This window comes from Pandoraea horticolens (assembly GCF_902459555.1).
GTDB classification, from domain to species: Bacteria; Pseudomonadota; Gammaproteobacteria; order Burkholderiales; family Burkholderiaceae; genus Pandoraea; species Pandoraea horticolens.
The window spans coordinates 368,728-385,658 of sequence record NZ_CABPSM010000003.1 but is presented as its reverse complement, the minus strand read 5'-3'; the positions used below and the strand labels follow the sequence as shown (position 1 = coordinate 385,658).

The 16,931-nt window shown below is 64.8% G+C and carries 15 protein-coding genes; 3 read left to right on the top strand and 12 right to left on the bottom strand.

The window, feature by feature from the left end; translation table 11 throughout:
* Positions 1–100 precede the first annotated feature (100 nt).
* The gene (locus PHO31112_RS08385; RefSeq protein WP_150620073.1) at positions 101–514 is read right to left on the bottom strand and encodes a hypothetical protein; all 414 of its coding nucleotides are present in this window, start codon (positions 512–514) and stop codon (positions 101–103) included.
* A 172-nt stretch (positions 515–686) separates the two neighbouring features.
* Here PHO31112_RS08385 and PHO31112_RS08380 point away from each other — a divergent pair, with 172 nt between their 5' ends.
* Entirely contained in the window at positions 687–1,028 is a 342-nt protein-coding gene (locus tag PHO31112_RS08380; protein ID WP_150620072.1) for a zinc ribbon domain-containing protein YjdM, read from the top strand.
* Between the two features lie 111 nt (positions 1,029–1,139).
* Here PHO31112_RS08380 and PHO31112_RS08375 read toward each other — a convergent pair whose 3' ends face one another.
* From PHO31112_RS08375 to badH, 11 genes are all read right to left on the bottom strand, one after another.
* Positions 1,140–2,330, bottom strand: a complete 1,191-nt coding sequence (locus PHO31112_RS08375) for a CmpA/NrtA family ABC transporter substrate-binding protein (RefSeq protein ID WP_246177865.1) — start codon at positions 2,328–2,330, stop codon at positions 1,140–1,142.
* 9 nt (positions 2,331–2,339) lie between these two features.
* Entirely contained in the window at positions 2,340–2,954 is a 615-nt protein-coding gene (locus PHO31112_RS08370) for an ANTAR domain-containing response regulator (protein WP_246177863.1), read from the bottom strand.
* A gap of 57 nt (positions 2,955–3,011) precedes the next feature.
* Positions 3,012–3,815: a uroporphyrinogen-III C-methyltransferase gene (gene cobA / locus PHO31112_RS08365; RefSeq protein WP_246177861.1), complete on the bottom strand. Its 804-nt coding sequence runs from the start codon at positions 3,813–3,815 to the stop codon at positions 3,012–3,014.
* Between the two features lie 90 nt (positions 3,816–3,905).
* Positions 3,906–6,620 (bottom strand): nitrate reductase, encoded by a 2,715-nt coding sequence (locus PHO31112_RS08360; protein ID WP_150620071.1) that lies wholly within the window; start codon positions 6,618–6,620, stop codon positions 3,906–3,908.
* A gap of 25 nt (positions 6,621–6,645) precedes the next feature.
* The gene (gene nirD, locus PHO31112_RS08355) at positions 6,646–7,011 is read right to left on the bottom strand and encodes a nitrite reductase small subunit NirD (RefSeq protein WP_150620070.1); all 366 of its coding nucleotides are present in this window, start codon (positions 7,009–7,011) and stop codon (positions 6,646–6,648) included.
* 10 nt (positions 7,012–7,021) lie between these two features.
* Positions 7,022–9,472, bottom strand: a complete 2,451-nt coding sequence (nirB, locus tag PHO31112_RS08350; RefSeq protein ID WP_150620069.1) for a nitrite reductase large subunit NirB — start codon at positions 9,470–9,472, stop codon at positions 7,022–7,024.
* Between the two features lie 392 nt (positions 9,473–9,864).
* Positions 9,865–11,034 (bottom strand): acyl-CoA dehydrogenase family protein, encoded by a 1,170-nt coding sequence (locus PHO31112_RS08345; protein WP_150620068.1) that lies wholly within the window; start codon positions 11,032–11,034, stop codon positions 9,865–9,867.
* Positions 11,035–11,047: 13 nt separating this feature from the next.
* Positions 11,048–12,718, bottom strand: coding sequence for a cyclohexanecarboxylate-CoA ligase (gene aliA / locus PHO31112_RS08340; RefSeq protein WP_150620067.1), 1,671 nt, complete (start codon positions 12,716–12,718; stop codon positions 11,048–11,050).
* A gap of 74 nt (positions 12,719–12,792) precedes the next feature.
* Entirely contained in the window at positions 12,793–13,947 is a 1,155-nt protein-coding gene (aliB, locus tag PHO31112_RS08335; protein WP_150620066.1) for a cyclohexanecarboxyl-CoA dehydrogenase, read from the bottom strand.
* Between the two features lie 15 nt (positions 13,948–13,962).
* Positions 13,963–14,745 carry a 2-ketocyclohexanecarboxyl-CoA hydrolase gene (gene badI, locus PHO31112_RS08330; RefSeq protein ID WP_150620065.1) on the bottom strand — a complete coding sequence of 261 codons (783 nt, stop codon included), beginning with the start codon at positions 14,743–14,745 and terminating at the stop codon, positions 13,963–13,965.
* Between the two features lie 66 nt (positions 14,746–14,811).
* Positions 14,812–15,579, bottom strand: coding sequence for a 2-hydroxycyclohexanecarboxyl-CoA dehydrogenase (gene badH / locus PHO31112_RS08325; protein ID WP_150620064.1), 768 nt, complete (start codon positions 15,577–15,579; stop codon positions 14,812–14,814).
* A 145-nt stretch (positions 15,580–15,724) separates the two neighbouring features.
* Between badH and PHO31112_RS08320 the strand changes: the two genes are divergently transcribed.
* Positions 15,725–16,261 (top strand): MarR family winged helix-turn-helix transcriptional regulator, encoded by a 537-nt coding sequence (locus PHO31112_RS08320; protein ID WP_425495166.1) that lies wholly within the window; start codon positions 15,725–15,727, stop codon positions 16,259–16,261.
* A gap of 195 nt (positions 16,262–16,456) precedes the next feature.
* Entirely contained in the window at positions 16,457–16,930 is a 474-nt protein-coding gene (locus PHO31112_RS08315; RefSeq protein WP_150620063.1) for a MarR family winged helix-turn-helix transcriptional regulator, read from the top strand.
* The last annotated feature ends 1 nt before the right edge of the window (position 16,931 follow it).

The window sequence follows — 16,931 nt, the reverse complement described above, 5'->3', positions numbered from 1 at the left end:
AACGGCGCAAGCGGCAAAATCGGCGGCAGGGGTGCGCGATCCCTTCACGCTTCAGGGTTTCAGTGCGAGAGAGGCGCCGGCACCGTCCGCTGTCGAACGGTCATGGGTCCTCGGTGCCGAAGAGACCGTGTGCGTCCAGGATCGCGTAGGCAATCTCGGGACGCTGGTCGAGACAACGGCGGATGGCGGCAGGAATCGCGGCGTGCGTCTTTCGGCAAAGCCCCGGTTGCGCTTCCAACTGGATCGTGATGCCCCGGACCGTGCGAACTTCGTTGAGGCTCGGCGCGATCCGCAGCCGAATCCCAAGTTGGGCCTGCATACGTTCTGCCACACGCAGCAAGTCGGCGTAAGTGGCGAGTTTTTCAATATGGCCCACCAGCCGCTTCTCCTCCGCCTGCGTCAACCGCAAGATCCGGCGATCCCCATTCGGGTCCTGCATGAGGCGCTCACGCTCGCAGGTGCAGGCGCCGGGCGGGCACTCCGCACGAATCGGGAAAAGGGTCTCGTCGAGCATGTCGAAGACGGGAATTGGATTGCCGGGATTGCCGCGATTGCCTTAGCGTTCATCACCGGCGACTAAAGTATCCCAATTATGTCGTCTTGCAGCCATTAGGGATGTCCGCGTACCGGCAGCGTTATACTCTCGCGCTCCAATTGCTTTTGTCACACCTCAGGGACTTCATCATATGAGCGCACTTCCTCCTTGCCCGAAATGCAACTCCGAATTCACTTATGAAGACGGAGGCCTCTACATCTGCCCGGAATGTGCTCATGAATGGTCGGCACAAGACGCCGCCCCTGCCGAAGCCAGCGAACGCGTTTTCCGCGACGCCACCGGCGCCGTTCTGCAAAACGGCGACACCGTGACCGTCATCAAGGATCTGAAACTGAAGGGGTCAGCCGGCGTGATCAAGATGGGCACCAAGGTGAAGAACATCCGGCTGGTGGACAGCGACCACGATATCGATTGCAAGATCGATGGCTTCGGTGCAATGAGCCTGAAGTCGGAATTCGTCAGAAAAGTGTGACCTGAATCTCGCCACTGCGCGCCTGCCCGGCGCGTGGCGGCGACTGTGACGCGCTCGCACAGTCATGCTTCCCATGCCGCCAGACTCGTCCAACGGTGAGCACTTGGCCGCTCACCGCGCCCGAATGGCGAATCCCTCGACGTAAGCCCCCAGATCGGCCGCACTTGCGGCGTCCCAGACCTTGCCGTCGCAAAGCACCTCACTAGCGGGCAAGGACACCACCGGCACCCCTTCGGCCCGTGCCGCCGCCTCAAACAGCGCCGTCTGATTCACGTCGTTCGCCGTCCGGGACGCCCCCGCCAACGCGTCGGCTCCCACCATGCCCCAACGGCGATACTGCGAGATGAACCACATCCCATCCGACGGATGCGGGTAATTCACCGCCCCCTCGTCGAAGAAACTCACGGCGAGCAAAGCGTGCCGCCCCTGCATGCGTCCGAAGTCCCCCAACAGACGCGCCGCAATCAGATCGCGCGGCGCACCGACCCATGCCGGTTCGGCGAGCCACCCCGCCGCTTCCTCCCGATGCCCGGGCATATCCAGCCAGCGGCACGCATTGAGTAGCGTGCGCACCAGCGCTTGTGCCGTCTTCGGGTAACGGGCGACGAAATCCCGGCGGCAGGCGAGCACCTTTTCGGGATGATTCGGCCAGATGTCGCTCGACACCGCCACCGTGCGCCCCAGACCGCGCGCCTGGGCCACCGCGTGCCACGGCTCGCCGCAGCAAAAGCCGTCGAGTCCCCCCTCCTCCATCGCAGCGACCATGTGTGCCGGAGGAATGACGATGCTCGACACCTCCGAGAGCGGATCGATGCCCTGCGCCGCAAACCAGTAGTTCAGGAACATCGCATGCGTGCCCGTCGGGAACGTCTGTGCGAAAACCGGCTTGCGCCCGAGCGACGCCAGCGCCTCACGCAAGTCGCCCGTGCGCGTCATCGCATCGGCCAGCGACGGCGTCACCGTCACCGCCTGCCCGTTGCGATTGAGCACCATGAGCACCGCCATGTCTTCGCGCGGCCCGCCAATGCCCAACTGCACCCCGTACACGAGGCCATACAACGAATGCGCGGCGTCCAGCTCGCCCGTGAGCAACTTGTCGCGCACGGCGGCCCACGACGATTCGCGGCTCAACTCCAGCGTCAGTCCGTGCTCGTGCCCCAGCTCCAGACGCTTCGCCACGACCAGCGGCGCCGCATCGGACAACGCGACGAACCCCACGCGCAGATGACGTTTCTCCGGCACATCGTCCGAAATGAGGTCCGGCGATTGCGCGTCAGAAGCTAACCATGATGACGTCGACATGAGCAGTGTCTACCCCAGTAATTCGGCAATCGAGACGAGTTGGCGCGCCACTTCGACGAGCTTCTCTCCCTGATCCATCGCCCGTTTGCGCAGGATGGCATATGCCTCCTGCTCGGAAATCCTGCGTCGATCCATGAGCAACCGCTTGGCACGGTCGATCAGCTTGCGGTCGGCCAGTTCGCTCTCGGCTTTGACCAGCCGTGCCCGCAGCTTTTCCTCATGGGCGAAGCGCGCGAGCGCGACTTCGAGAATCGGTGCGAGCCGGTCGGCGGCCAATCCCTCGACGGAGTACGCCGTGACGCCCGCATCCACGGCCGCACGAATCAACGACTGATTGCCGTCGGGCGAGAACATCAGCACGGGGCGCGGCGCCGCCGCATTCATCACGGCAAGTTGTTCGAGCGTGTCGCGCGACGGCGATTCGGTGTCGATGATGACCACATCCGGACGCTCGCTCTCCACCACACGCGGCAACGCCTGTGGCTTGGCGACCTCCGCCAGCATCTCGCAGCCCAGACGCGCGAGCGCCGCCCGCAACTCGCCAATCGGCTTGTCGGTATCGGTGACGAGCAACACGCGCAGCACGCCCTGCACACCTGCCGTCTCGATAGCAGGGGCGTCCATAGGGGCGGCGGGTTTGCGGGGGTCGCGGGGAGGGATGGCCATAGAGGATATAACGCGTCAGGCCGCTCGTGCGATGACGTCCGGCGTGACGTCTGCGCAGGCTTTCCCCGCCACCACGCCGACGCCCATGCCCTCGGGCGCGGCCATCAACGCTGCCTCACCGACCGCGCCGCCCACGAGCAGGATGGCCGGGCTGGCGAAGCGCCCGGCGCGCACGTCGGCCGCCAGACGCCCCAACGACGTGACCAGCCGGCGCTCTTGCGGCGTGCCGGCCCACTGCACAGCCGCCGCCGGTGTCGTCGCGTCGAGGTGCGCCATCAACGTCTCGGCCAGCGCTTCGACCCGATTCACCCCCATGTAGATCGCCAGCGTGGTGCCCGTCGCGGCGAGCGCCGCCCAGTTGGGCGCGCTGCCGTCCTGCCGGTGCGCGGTGACGAAGGTCACGCCCGCGCAGTGGTCGCGATGCGTGAGCGACATGCCAAGGCCGGCCGCCGCCGCGAAGGCCGCCGACACCCCATTGACGATCTCCACCGGCACGCCGGCGCGTCGCAGCGCCGTGATCTCCTCGCCCGCACGCCCGAACATGAGCGCGTCGCCCCCCTTCACGCGCACCACATGCGCGCCGGCCCGCGCGAACCGGCACATCAACCGTTCGATGAAAGCCTGCGGGGTCGACCGGCAGCCGCCGCGCTTGCCCACGGCAATCACGCGGGCCTGCGGTGCAAGCGTGGCGATCTCCGGATTGGCCAGATCGTCGACAAGCAGCACGTCGGCCTCGCCGAGCACGCGCGCCGCGCGCAACGTGAGCAGATCGAGCGCGCCGGGACCCGCGCTGAGCAGGGTGACTTTGCCGTTCTTCATGATCGTTCTCCCTCAAATCCTCGATATCCTGCATGTCGCCCAATTCAAGTCCTGTCGCAGCGTTCGGGATCGAACGCCGGAAATCCGTGCTCAAGCGGCGTTCGTCGCCATCGGCTGCACCGCCTTGCTCGATGCCGCACACATGCGCTGCAACTCGGGCACGCACGAACCGCAAACCGTACCGCAGCCGAGTGTCGCTTTGAGTTGCGTCACATCCGCCCCGGCGCCGATGGCCGCGTCGATGCTCGACGCCGTCACCGACTTGCACTGACATACGGTGCGATCGCGTGGCCTGGCTGGCCCGCTGGCCGCCACGAAAACAGCGTGACGCGCGCGCGTCCACGGCGACGTTTCACGCACACGAGCAAGCAGCGACGCCGACGCGGCGACATCCGCTTCACTGCCGGCGACCAGCACGCCGTCGATCCATGTCTCACGCCATGCCACCCGCTTGGTCATCGCCCGGCGAGCGTCGCGATACTCCAGCAGCGACTCGTCGCGCGGCAGGCCCAGCGCAGTGTGCAAACGCTCAAGCCATGCCGCATCGGGTTGGTCGTCTGCGGCGGCGACCACAATCCGGTCGTCCCCCTCCAGACGCACCGTCGCGAAACGCCGCTCGGCCAGCAACGGCTGCACCGCCGCATGCAGTTGCAACGCATCGCCTCGCCGTATCGCCGCCACGCGCCACGGCAGCGTAAGCGGATCGACGCGCACCGCGGCGTGCTTCAACTCCGGCTGCTTTGAGTATTTGTCTACCGCGCCGAGGGTCGTATCGTTCACGCCCCCGCCGCCGAGGAACTGCCCGCTCCAGTGCATGGGCACGAACACCGTGCCCGACGCGACGTCGTCGCTCACGCTCAGCGTCAGCACCCGTTCGCCGCGACGGCTTGACAGCCGCACGAAATCCCCTGCGCGCAAGCTGCGGCGCGCGGCATCGGCCGGGTGCATCGTGAGCGCCGGTTCCGGCGCATGTTCGAACGACTGCCCCACCCGCCCCGTACGGCTCATGCCATGCCACTGATCGCGCAGGCGCCCCGTAATCAGACGCAGCGGATGGCGGGCATTAATCGCCTCGGCCACGGGGTGGTATTCGAACGCGTGAAAACGCGCCCGACCGTCGTCGGTGGCGAATACACCGTCCTCGTACCGCCGTGCTTGCCCGTGCGACGCCCCTGCCGGAAACGGCCACTGCTGAGGGCCCCGCGATTCGAGCATCGTGTAATCGATGCCGCCGATGTCCAGGTCACGCCCGGCTGTCAGTGCACGGTGCTCGTCGAAAATCGACTCGATGGAGGAAAACGCGAACGGCTCCGGCGATGCATCGAGCTTGGGCGCAAGACGGCGGGCAACTTCGCTGGCAATCCACCAGTCTGCCCGCGCCGCGCCCGGTGCCGGCACTGCCGCCCGCACGCGCGAGATGCGACGCTCCGAGTTCGTGACCGTGCCCGCCTTCTCGCCCCAGCTCGACGCTGGCAGCAACACATCGGCATAGGGCACGGTATCGGTCTGGTGAAAGGCTTCCTGCACCACGACGAATTCCGCCTTTGCCAGCGCTTGGCGCACGCGTTCGCTGTCGGGCATCGAATGCACGGGGTTCGTGCACGCGATCCAGATCGCCTTGATGCGCCCGTCGCGCACGGCGTCGAACATCTCGACGGCGGGCAGGCCAGGCCTATCCGAGAGCCCCTGCACGCCCCACAATCGCTCGACTTCCGCGCGATGCGCAGCGTTGCCGATCTCGCGATGCGCGGCGAGCATCGTGGCCAGCCCGCCGACTTCGCGTCCGCCCATGGCGTTGGGCTGTCCGGTGAGCGAGAACGGTCCGGCGCCTGCGCGGCCGATCTGTGCGGTGGCCAGATGCAGATGGATGAGAGCGAGGTTCTTTTCAGTGCCGTGACTCGACTGGTTTAGCCCCATGCAATACAGCGAGAGCGCCGCCGGGCTTTCGCCAAACCAGTCGGCGGCCTGTCGTAACGCGGACTCTTCAACGCCGCAGATATCCGCCACGAGTTGCGGCGGGTAGGCCCGCAACACCTGTTTGAGAGCGTCGAACCCTTCCGTATGCGCATCGATGTATCGGCGATCGATGCGCCCTTCCCAGATGAGGTGATGCAACATGCCGTGAAACAGCGCGACGTCGGTGCCGGGCACAATGGCCAGATGCAGATCGGCCATGGCGGCGGTGTCGGTGCGGCGCGGGTCCACGACGATCCAGCGAATCGACGGATCGGCCGCTTTCGCCGCTTCGAGCCGGCGGAACAACACAGGGTGGGCGTACGCCATATTGCTGCCCGCGAAGAGGACCGTGCGGGCCGCTTCGAGATCGTCGTAGCACGTGGGCGGGCCGTCTGCGCCGAACGCCATCTTGTAGCCGCTCACGGCGCTCGACATGCACAGCCGCGAATTCGTGTCGATGTTGTTGGTGCGCACCAGCCCCTTGGCCAGCTTGTTGAAGACGTAGTAGTCCTCGGTCAACAACTGTCCCGACACATAGAACGCGACGGCGTCCGGCCCGTGGCGACGGATGACATCGGCAAAGCGCGAGGCCACCGTTTCCAGCGCATCGTTCCACGTCGCGGGCGCGCGCGCGGCATCGCGCGTGTTGCGAAGCTCGGGCATCAGCACGCGACCGGCAAGCGACTGGGCGGTGAGCGGCAAGGTCATGCCCTTGCTGCACAGACGCCCGAAGTTCGCCGGATGCGCCGGGTCGCCCTGCACACCGACGATGCGCTCGCCGTCGCTCTCGACAAGCATGCCGCAACCGACACCGCAGTAGCAGCAGGTGGTTTGCGTGAGGGTGGTCATAGGGGCTCCGGCAATGGCGAAAGAGTCAAGCGGCGGCCGTGGCTTCGGCTGCCTCGGCACGCGTCGCATCGTCAAGCGACAAATACACTTCGCCCGCGTCGATCCGCACGGCAAAGCGCTGCGCGCAACCCACATCGGGCGCACAGGCTTCGCCGGTGTTCAGATCGATGTTCCAGGCGTGCAGCGGACACGTCACCTTCTCGCCGTGCACAATGCCCTGCGACAGCGCGCCGCCCTTGTGCGGACATTTGTCGCGCAAGGCGAAAACGTTATCGCGCTCGGTGCGAAACAGCGCGATATCGCCCGCCGGATGAGGCAGCACGCGCGTGCCCAGACGTGGGATCTCATCGACATCGCATACATGCAGCCAGATCGGTTCGGATAGCGTCATGGTGATCTCCTCAGGCAATCGCAGGTGCCACGCCCAGCGGCGTGAGTGGACGGTATTCGTTGGCTTGCGCACCCTCGATGCGCGCTTGCCACGGGTCGGGCAGGCCGTCGAGCGAGAACAGCAACCGCTCGTAGAGCGCGCGGCGATTGGCCGCGTCGTTCACCACGCGCTGCTTCACGTAGTCGAGACCCACGCGATCGAGGTAGTGCACCGTGCGGTCAAGGTAATAGGCTTCCTCGCGGTAAAGCTGCAAGAAGGCTCCCGTGTACTCCTTGACCTCTTCGGCCGTCTTCACCTTGACGAGGAATTGCGCCACTTCGGTCTTGATGCCGCCGTTGCCACCGACATACAGCTCCCAGCCCGAATCGACCGCGATCACGCCCACGTCCTTGATACCCGCTTCGGCACAGTTGCGCGGACAGCCCGACACGGCCAGCTTCACCTTGTGCGGCGACCACATGTTCGCGAGCATCGTCTCGAGATCGATCCCCATCTGCGTGCTGTTCTGCGTGCCGAAGCGGCAGAACTCGCTGCCCACGCACGTCTTCACGGTACGGATCGACTTGCCGTAGGCGTGTCCCGACGGCATGCCCAGATCGCGCCAGACATTCACGAGGTCTTCCTTTTTCACGCCGAGCAGATCGATACGCTGACCGCCCGTGACCTTGACCATCGGAATCTGATACTTGTCCGCCACGTCCGCGATGCGGCGCAGCTCGCCTGCATTCGTCACACCGCCCTTCATCTGCGGGATGACGGAGAACGTGTTGTCCTTCTGGATGTTGGCGTGCACGCGCTCGTTGACGAAGCGGCTTTGCGGATCGTCGACCGCCTCTTTCGGCCACGTGCTCAGCATGTAGTAGTTCAGTGCGGGACGACACGTCGCGCAGCCATTGGGGGTGCGCCATTCGAGGAAGTCGAAGGCGGCGCGATGCGTGGTGAGGTGATGCTCGCGCACCGCACGGCGCACGTCGGCGTGCGACAGGTCCGTGCAGCCGCACACGGCCTTTTCCTTGGGCGCGGCGTCGTAGGTCGAGCCCAGCGTGCTCATCAGAATCTGTTCGCACAGCCCGGCGCACGAGCCGCAGGAACTGGCGGCCTTGGTGTGCTTTTTCACCTCGTCCAGCGTGAACAGGCCCTTCTCGGTGATCGCCTTGACGATGGTGCCTTTGCACACACCGTTGCATCCGCAGACTTCGTCGCTATCGGACATGGCCGACGCGCGGTTCTGCCCCTGCGTGCCGACGTCGCCCACACTCGACTCGCCGAACATGATGCGCTCGCGCAATTCGCCCAGCGTGCGCCCTTCGCGCAGCAGCTTGAAGTACCAGGCACCGTCGGCCGTGTCGCCGTACAGGCACGCGCCGACGAGCTTGTCGTCGCGGATCACGAGCTTCTTGTAGACGCCGCTCGCCGGATCGGACAGCACGATTTCTTCGGTACCTTCGCCGCCGAGAAAGTCGCCTGCCGAGAACAGATCGATGCCCGTGACCTTGAGCTTCGTCGACATCACCGAGCCACGATAGCTGCCGATGCCCATGAGCGCGAGGTGGTTCGCGCAGACCTTGGCCTGTTCGAACAGCGGCGCCACGAGACCGTAGGCCACACCGCGATGGCTCACACATTCGCCCACGGCGTAGATGCGCGGATCGTAAGTTTGCAGCGTGTCGGACACGACAATCCCACGCGAGCAATACAGCCCGGCCGCTTCGGCCAGCGCCGTATTCGGCCGGATGCCGGCGGCCATCACGACAAGGTCGGCGGCAATGGTTTCGCCGTCGCTGAACTGCACGGCACGCACGGCGCCATGGCCGTCGTCGAGAATGGCGGACGTTTGATGCGACAGCCGGAACGCGAGACCGCGCGCTTCGAGCGAGCGTTGCAGGAGCTTGCCCGCCGTGCTGTCGAGCTGACGCTCCAGCAAGGTATCGGCCAGATGCACGACGGTCACGTCCATGCCGCGCAACTTGAGGCCATTGGCCGCTTCCAGGCCGAGCAGGCCGCCACCGATCACGACCGCATGGCGCTTCAGGCGCGCCGTCTCGATCATGATCTCGGTGTCGCGAATGTCCCGATAGCTGATCACCCCGTCGAGGTCCTTGCCCGGCACCGGCAGGATGAACGGGCTGGAACCTGTGGCGATGAGCAGACGATCGTACGGCGCTTCGGTGCCGTCGGCACAGCGCACCACACGGCGCGGCCGGTCGATCTGCGTGACTTCCTTGCCCAGATGCAGCGTGATGCCCTTGTCCGCATACCAGTCGAGCGGATTGAGCACGATGTCCGCGAACGCCTGTTCTCCCGCCAGCACCGGCGAGAGCAGGATGCGGTTGTAGTTCGGATGCGGCTCCGCGCCGAACACGGTGATGTCGTACTGATGCGGCGCGATCTCCAGCAATTCTTCGAGCGTGCGGATGCCCGCCATGCCATTGCCAATCACGACCAGACGAGGTTTGCGCATGCTGTCTTCTCCTGTTGCAACGCGTGCAGCGCCCGAAAAACAAAACGGCGTCCGTCCGTGCCGAAGCACGGAGGGACGCCGTTGTCCTGTGGGTACGTCGCAGGCCATCTCGCCCGACGCCGCACCTGAATTCGTTGCCGGCGACGCCTTTGCCGCTGGCCTTTACGCTAACGCAACAAGCGTGCCAGCCATGCCCTCACTATCGGCAAAGCGTTGCCGGGAAAGGCGAAAGGGGAGAAATGTCTATGGGAAACGTCCGAAACCATAGGGAAAACTGCTGCACCGCAGCAGTGCAAAGCGGTACAGCACCCGCCTTGCACGCACCAGGATGATGCGCCCTCACGCGCCGCCGACGGAGGTCCGCCGGAAGAGCATGTCGGCGGGTCGGCTCGTCAGTCGTCCTGCATGAGCGCGCGGCCGATGATCAGTTGCTGAATCTGCGTCGTGCCTTCATACAGACGAAGCAGACGCACATCGCGATAGAACCGCTCGACCTTGTACTCGTTGATGTAACCCGCCCCGCCGTGCACCTGCACGCCGCGATCGGCCACGCGGCCGACCATCTCCGTACAGAACAGCTTGGCGCACGACGCCCGCGTGCTCACATCGGCGTCGCGCTTGCCTGCGGGCTTGGCGTCGTAGCGCGCGGCGCAGTCCTGCACCATCGACCATCCCGCATAGAGTTCCGCCTGACTGTCCGCGAGCATCGCCTGCACGAGTTGGAAGTCGCCGATACGCTGACCGAATTGCTTGCGTTCGCGCGCGTAGTCCACCGCCTCGTCGAGAATCCGCTGCGCCATGCCGCACGAGAGCGCCGCCACATGCAGACGCCCGCGATCGAGCACCTTCATAGCCGTCTTGAACCCCTTGCCGGCCTCGCCGCCGATGATGTTCGCCGCAGGCACGCGTGCACCTTGCAGCACGACGTCGCAGGTCTTGGTGCCGCGCTGGCCCATCTTCTTGTCGGGCTTGCCGAGCGACAGCCCCGGTGTGCCGGCCGGCACGATGAAGGCCGAGATGCCGCCCGCCCCTTCGCCGCCGGTGCGCGCCATCAATGTGAAAGCGCCGGCGCGCGGCGCGTTGGTGATGAACCGCTTCACGCCATCGAGCACGTACGTGTCGCCGTCGAGCACGGCGCGCGTCTTGAGGGCCGCCGGGTCCGACCCCGCGTCGGGCTCCGTGAGCGCGAACGACATGATCAGATCTCCGCTCGCCACACGCGGCAGCAGATCGCGCTTTTGCGCCTCGGTGCCGTCCATCAGAATGCCCTGCGAGCCGATCCCGACATTGGTGCCGAACACCGAGCGGAACGCCAGCGACGTCTGTCCGAACTCGTAAGCCACGCGCACTTCCTGCACCATCGACAAGCCGATGCCGCCGAACGCCTCGGGAATCGACAGACCGAACAGGCCCATCTCCTTCATTTCGTCGACGATCGCGGCGGGCACGTCGTCGTGCTCCTCCACGTCGTTCTCGGCAGGCACCAGCCGCTCGCGGATGAAACGTTGCACCGCCGCGAGCAACAGCTCGAACGATTCGCTATCCAGTCCCTTCGATGTCATTTGCCACTCGTCCTCAAGGTGTGCGTTCAGTCGTCTCTGCGCGGGATGTGTTGAGCATTTCGCGCAATTTGAATTTCTGTATCTTACCCGTGGGTGTCGTCGGGAGCATGTCGTGAACTTCGAGCCGCTCGGGCCAATATTGCCGCGCAACCTTGTGCGATGCGAGGAAACCGGTCACCGTCGCGAGGTCGATCGACTCGCCGGCTCGCGGCACGATGACCGCGCAGGCGCGCTCGCCAAGACGCTCGTCCGGATACGCAACGATAGCCACCGAGGCAACCGCCGGATGCCGGTACAGGAGCGCTTCGATTTCGACAACGGGGATGTTCTCGCCGCCGCGAATGATCACGTCCTTGCTGCGCCCGGCAATACGCACGTAGCCGGTCGCGTCGAGCCATGCCATGTCGCCGGTGTCGAACCAGCCGTTATCGTCGGTGCCGTTCCATTGCGCGCGCTTCAGATAGCCACCGAAGTTCGAGCAGGCCCGCACGAGCAGACGCCCCGTCTCACCGACGGGCAAGTCGTCGTTCTGCGCATCGACCACTCGCAACTCCACGCCGGGAAGCGGGCAACCATCAGTCGTCGAGGCCCGTACGTCGTCATCGTCGAGGCGCGTCAGCGTGACGGCGCCGTTCTCCGTCATCCCCCATGCCGAGACGATTTTCGCGCCAAGCACGCTGCGCGCCTGCTCGACGACGGGGCCGGGAATCGGCGCCCCCGCACACAGGAATGCACGCAGGCTCGGCACGCGCTCGCCGGTAGCCGCCACTGCTTTCGTCAGATCGGAGAGGAATGGCGTCGAAGCCATCGTGAACGTCACGCCATGCTCGCGGATCAGCCACACGGCATTGGCCGGGTCCCAGATATCGAGCATCACGGCGCTCGCCCCGAGAATCACCGGCATCATGAGTCCGTACATGAAGCCGGTCTGGTGCGCGAGGGGCGAGCCCATGAGAATGACGTCGTCGCGGCCGAGGCGCATACGCTCGGCATAAGCGAGAATGTTCGAGAACGTGGTATTCGCGCTGTGCATCACCCCTTTGGGCTCACCCGTCGTCCCCGAGGTGTACATCAACTGCATGACGTCGTCCGGATGGGCTCGCGCCGCCTGCATGGCAGCCCGCTCGGTGCGCGATGCAGCGGATTCGCCCGCCATGAGCACGGCGTCGAAACTATCGTCGCCAAGACCGTCGCCATCGACCACGATGACGTGCCGCAGATCCGGCAGATCCGGCTGCAGGGCTCGCGCCATCGCCGCATGATCGAAACCCCGAAACTGGCGAGGCACGATGAACACCTTCGCCTCCCCATGACGCAACATGAACGACAACTCCCGCTCGCGGAAGATGTGCATCAGCGGATTGAGCACCGCGCCGATCCGCGCGCACGCCAGATAAGTCAACGCGAACTGCCAGCCGTTGGGCAACTGGCAGGCAACGACATCGCCACGGCCCACGCCACGCCGCATCAGCCCCAGCGCCAGACGCTCGGCACCGTCCGCGAGCGCAGCGTAGGTGAGGCGCTGGGTCTGCCCCGTGGCTGTCGACACGGCCGTCAGTGCGATCTTGCCGGGCGACGCCGCGACGGCAGCATCGAGTGCATCGTTAATCGTCCGTTCGGGCCACCAGCCACGTGCCACGCTCTGCTCGCGCCTTGGGGGAAGCAACACCGCGTCAAATTCCATTGCATCGTCTCCTGTGCTGTCGTGTCGTTCGTATCGTTATGGTGATGCCGTGACTACCGCCCGCGCCAATGCCCTCAGATCGGCACGGCCTGCCTGCCCGCCCGGGTGCGCGCGATGATCGTCTTCATGATCTGGGCCGTGCCGTCGCCGATCTGGAACCCCAGCACGTCGCGCAGCCGCTGCTCCATCACGCCACGGTCGTAGCCGCCGTGTCCGAACATCAGCAGGCACTGATGAATCGTGTCGTAAGCCAGCTTCGGCCCCCACCATTTGCACATCGCCGCTTCGGCACTGTGCGGCAAGCCACGGTCCTTGAGCCACAGCGTTTGCAGGCAAAGCAGTCTCGCCGCCTCGACCTGGGTATCGAAGTCCGCCAGCGGATGCGTCACCCCCTGAAATGCCGAGAGCGGCTTGCCGAACGCCTCGCGCTGGGCGACGTATTCCCATGTCTCGTCCAGCGCCGCTCTTGCGACGGCCAGCACCTGCAGGCCGATCAGCGCCCGCGAGAAATCGAATCCCTGCATCACCTGCACGAAACCCTCGCCGGGTGCGCCGAGCACATGGTCGGCCGGAATTCGAACGTTCTCGAAGAACAAAGAACCGCGCCCGATGGCCCGCTGACCATGACAATCGAAGCGCTGCCGCGTGACGCCCGGCAGGTCGAGCGGCACGAAAAATGCCGAGATGCCGCGCGCGAGTTCGGACACTTCTCCGGTCCGGGCGAAGACGACGGCCGCGTCTGCCTGGTCAGCCGCCGAGATCGATGTCTTCTCGCCATTGAGCACGTAGTGCGTGCCGTCGAAGTCGGCTCGCATGCGCAGGTTCGCGGCGTCAGAGCCGCCGCGAGGTTCGGTCAGTGCGATAGCCAGCAGTGTCTCGCCGCGCGTGAGCTTCTCGATCCACGGCGTCACCACGTCCGGCTTGCCATGCTCGGCCAGAATCTGACCATTGAGCGAAGCCAGCAGGTTGACGTACGACATGCTGAGGTCTGCGCGCGCGACGGCCTCGTGAATCACGCCGGCGGCAAGACGACCCATGCCCTGGCCGCCGTAGACTTCCGGTAGCTCTGGCGCAATCAGCCCCATTCCCCCCATTTCCCGCATGAGCGGACGGTCAAGCACACGCGTTTTGTCGCGCGCCTGAAAGCCCGGCGCGATGCGGGCCTGGGCAAAGCGCTGCGTGTGCTCGGCCAGCGCCACGAGATCGTCATCGAGATACGGATTGAGCATCGCGGTGTCCCTCGCTTATTTTGCGTACTTGCGGAAGTCGGGCTTGCGCTTTTCCTGAAACGCGCGCACACCTTCGCGCGATTCTTCCGTCTCGTAGTAGAGCTTGAGCGCGTACATGCCCATGCCTGCGATGCCTGCTTGCTGTGCGGTGTCCATGTTGAACGAGCGCTTCGCGATGGCGATCGCCGTCGGGCTGCGCTCCATGATCTCGTCGCACCACTTCTGGACTTCGACATTGAGCTGATCGTGGGGCACGACGGCATTCACCAGCCCCATCGTCAGCGCCTCGGCGGCCGTATAGCGACGGCACAGGTACCAGATTTCGCGCGCCTTCTTCTCGCCGACCACGCGCGCGAGAAACGCCGTACCGAAGCCGGGATCGACCGAGCCGACCTTCGGCCCGACCTGACCGAATACCGCCTTTTCCGACGCAATCGTGAAGTCGCACAGGGTGCAGATGACGTTGCCGCCGCCAATCGCATATCCCTGCACACGGGCGATGACCGGTTTGGGAACGTCGCGAATCGCGTTGTGCAGTTCCTCCATCGGCAAACCGATGGTGCCGCGCCCGTCGTACTGCCCTTCATGCGCCGACTGATCGCCGCCTGTGCAGAACGCTTTCTCGCCCGCGCCGGCGAGCACGATGCTGCCGATCTCCCTGTCGTAGCCCGCCTTGTTGATCGCGTGAATCAATTCGTCGCAGGTGCGCCCGCGAAACGCATTCATCTTGTCCGGACGGTTGATCGTGATCCACGCCGCGCCGTTACGCACTTCATACAGAATGTCTTCGTAGTTCATTGTCTTGATCCTCGCCGCCGGCAGATTGACGTTCGGCCGTGTGCGGCATCGTCGTGATGGGAAACGTCAGCCGTTCATCGTGAGTCCGCCCGACACGCTCAGCACCTGACCGGTGACGAACGCAGCGTCGTCGCTGGCGAAGAAGGCAATCGCACCGGGCAGATCGCTCGCCTGACCGATGCGGCCCAGCGGAATCGCTTTCGTGAATGCCTCGACCAGTTTCTCGGGATTGCCGGCGCCTTCCTTGTAGTCGGCAAACAGCGCCGTGTCGGTCGGCCCCGGACACACCACGTTCACGGTGATGCCGTGGCGCGCATGTTCGCGGGCGATCGTTTTCGAGAACGCCACGATTCCGCCTTTACATGCCGCATAGACCGCCTCGCCGGACGAGCCGACCCGCGCGGCGTCGGATGCGATGTTGACGATCCGCCCGCTGCGCCGCGCCACCATCTCGGGTAACACCGCGTGATGCATGTGCAACGCGCCGACCAGGTTGATGGCAATCAGCCGTTCCCACTCGGTGGGCGTCGTCTTGGTAAAGGGCTTGAAGATGTCCCAACCGGCGTTATTGACAAGCACGCTCACGGGACCGAACGCGTGCGCGACGGCGGCAACCGCCGAGTCGACCTGTTCGCGCACGGTGATGTCGCACGGGAACGCTTGCGCTTGCCCCCCCGCTTCGACGATTTCCCCGGCCACACGCTGCGCCGCTGCCAAGTCGCGATCGAACACGGCCACCGCCGCCCCCTCGTTTCCCAGCCGATGACACGTTGCCCCGCCGATCCCGCCCCCGCCGCCCGTCACAATGACGGTCTTGCCTTCGAACCGCTGCATGTCCTGCCTCCAGAGTCGCTGACGAGCGCGGTATCCTTGCTGACCTCGCAAGAGACCCGCCCGTCGATCAAATTACGTCAATATATTGACGTATACTAGACACGAGATCAGCGATGCGCAAGCATGCAAATGCGGAGTGATCGATATGGAAAACCCTAAGAAAAATACAGAAATTACGCGTATGGAATTGGCTAACCGGCTGTTTTTCCGGCTCTACCAATGCGCAAACATGTTGCATAAAACTGGCACGAGAGCTGTGGAAAGCCTTGGCCTGACGACGCAACAGTGGGCCGTGCTGGGGGCGCTGTCCCGGCCGGAAGTCCCCGACGGCATGAGCGTGGGCGATCTGGCCCGCTATCTGATGGTGAGCCGCCAGAACCTGTCCGGCCTGATCAGCCGCATGGAACGCGACGGCCACATCGTCAGCACACCTGACGGACGCGACCGGCGCTCGCGCCGCATCACGATGACCGAGCACGGTCACCACGTCTGGCACCGCGAGGCCGTGCCGCGCATTCACGACTATTACGAACGGGCGCTGGACGAGTTCTCGACGGGCGATATCACCCACACCCTGCACTACTTGCTCAAGCTGCTCGAGAACATGAAGCAGATTGACGAGATCTCCGGATCGGGGAGCGAAACAACTGACGCCGGCAAGGCAGATACCTCCCGCACCTGAAAGTCCGGCCGTCTGGCGTCCGACAGAAAATAAAACAGGCGCAGCTGACGGAAAGCGTTCGGCGCAGCGTCTCCGGCCGTGACCATGAATGACCCGCAAGCCCTTACCGCGCTTGCCTCCCGGCCAATCTCACCGCCCGCCGCAATAACGCATTAACTAGCATCCTAATTATTAGTTAACATATAATCTTTCGCCATGACCTCGTTAGAATCGCTCCGCTTCGTCTTCACCAGCCATTTGCTGCTGGCGGGCAAGCAATGGCGTCAGATATCGCAGGGCGCGATCGTCGAATATGGAATTTCCGCAGCGAGCGCCGGTCCGTTGCTGTTCATCCGCCGCCTTGGCCAAGGGGTGCGTCAGGTCGAGCTTGCCGAATACGTCGGACTCGAAGGCGCGTCTCTGGTGCGGCTGCTCGATCAGTTGTGCGCAGCCGGACTCGTGCTGCGTGAAGTCGACGCCAGCGACCGCCGCGCCAATGCGCTGCGGCTCACGCAGGCCGGCGAAGCGCTCGCCGAGAAGCTCGAAATCGAACTCAGCCAGTTGCGCGCGAAAGTTTTCGCAAACATTCCGCGCGAAGATTTCGAAGCGGTGTTGCGCGTATTCGAAGCCATTTCCAGCGTAGCGAGCCCCGACGTGGGCGTGCTCGAGATGGAGCCTCCGAAGAAGTAGA

Coding starts and splice junctions, on each gene's coding strand:
- nirD (WP_150620070.1), bottom strand. CDS start 7,011: ATGACGCTATCCGAACCGATCTGGCTGCATGTATGCGATGTCGATGAG.
- PHO31112_RS08385 (WP_150620073.1), bottom strand. CDS start 514: ATGCTCGACGAGACCCTTTTCCCGATTCGTGCGGAGTGCCCGCCCGGC.
- PHO31112_RS08375 (WP_246177865.1), bottom strand. CDS start 2,330: ATGTCGACGTCATCATGGTTAGCTTCTGACGCGCAATCGCCGGACCTC.
- PHO31112_RS08380 (WP_150620072.1), top strand. CDS start 687: ATGAGCGCACTTCCTCCTTGCCCGAAATGCAACTCCGAATTCACTTAT.
- aliB (WP_150620066.1), bottom strand. CDS start 13,947: ATGCTCAATCCGTATCTCGATGACGATCTCGTGGCGCTGGCCGAGCAC.
- aliA (WP_150620067.1), bottom strand. CDS start 12,718: ATGGAATTTGACGCGGTGTTGCTTCCCCCAAGGCGCGAGCAGAGCGTG.
- PHO31112_RS08370 (WP_246177863.1), bottom strand. CDS start 2,954: ATGGACGCCCCTGCTATCGAGACGGCAGGTGTGCAGGGCGTGCTGCGC.
- PHO31112_RS08360 (WP_150620071.1), bottom strand. CDS start 6,620: ATGACCACCCTCACGCAAACCACCTGCTGCTACTGCGGTGTCGGTTGC.
- PHO31112_RS08320 (WP_425495166.1), top strand. CDS start 15,725: ATGGAAAACCCTAAGAAAAATACAGAAATTACGCGTATGGAATTGGCT.
- PHO31112_RS08315 (WP_150620063.1), top strand. CDS start 16,457: ATGACCTCGTTAGAATCGCTCCGCTTCGTCTTCACCAGCCATTTGCTG.
- PHO31112_RS08345 (WP_150620068.1), bottom strand. CDS start 11,034: ATGACATCGAAGGGACTGGATAGCGAATCGTTCGAGCTGTTGCTCGCG.
- badI (WP_150620065.1), bottom strand. CDS start 14,745: ATGAACTACGAAGACATTCTGTATGAAGTGCGTAACGGCGCGGCGTGG.
- cobA (WP_246177861.1), bottom strand. CDS start 3,815: ATGAAGAACGGCAAAGTCACCCTGCTCAGCGCGGGTCCCGGCGCGCTC.
- nirB (WP_150620069.1), bottom strand. CDS start 9,472: ATGCGCAAACCTCGTCTGGTCGTGATTGGCAATGGCATGGCGGGCATC.
- badH (WP_150620064.1), bottom strand. CDS start 15,579: ATGCAGCGGTTCGAAGGCAAGACCGTCATTGTGACGGGCGGCGGGGGC.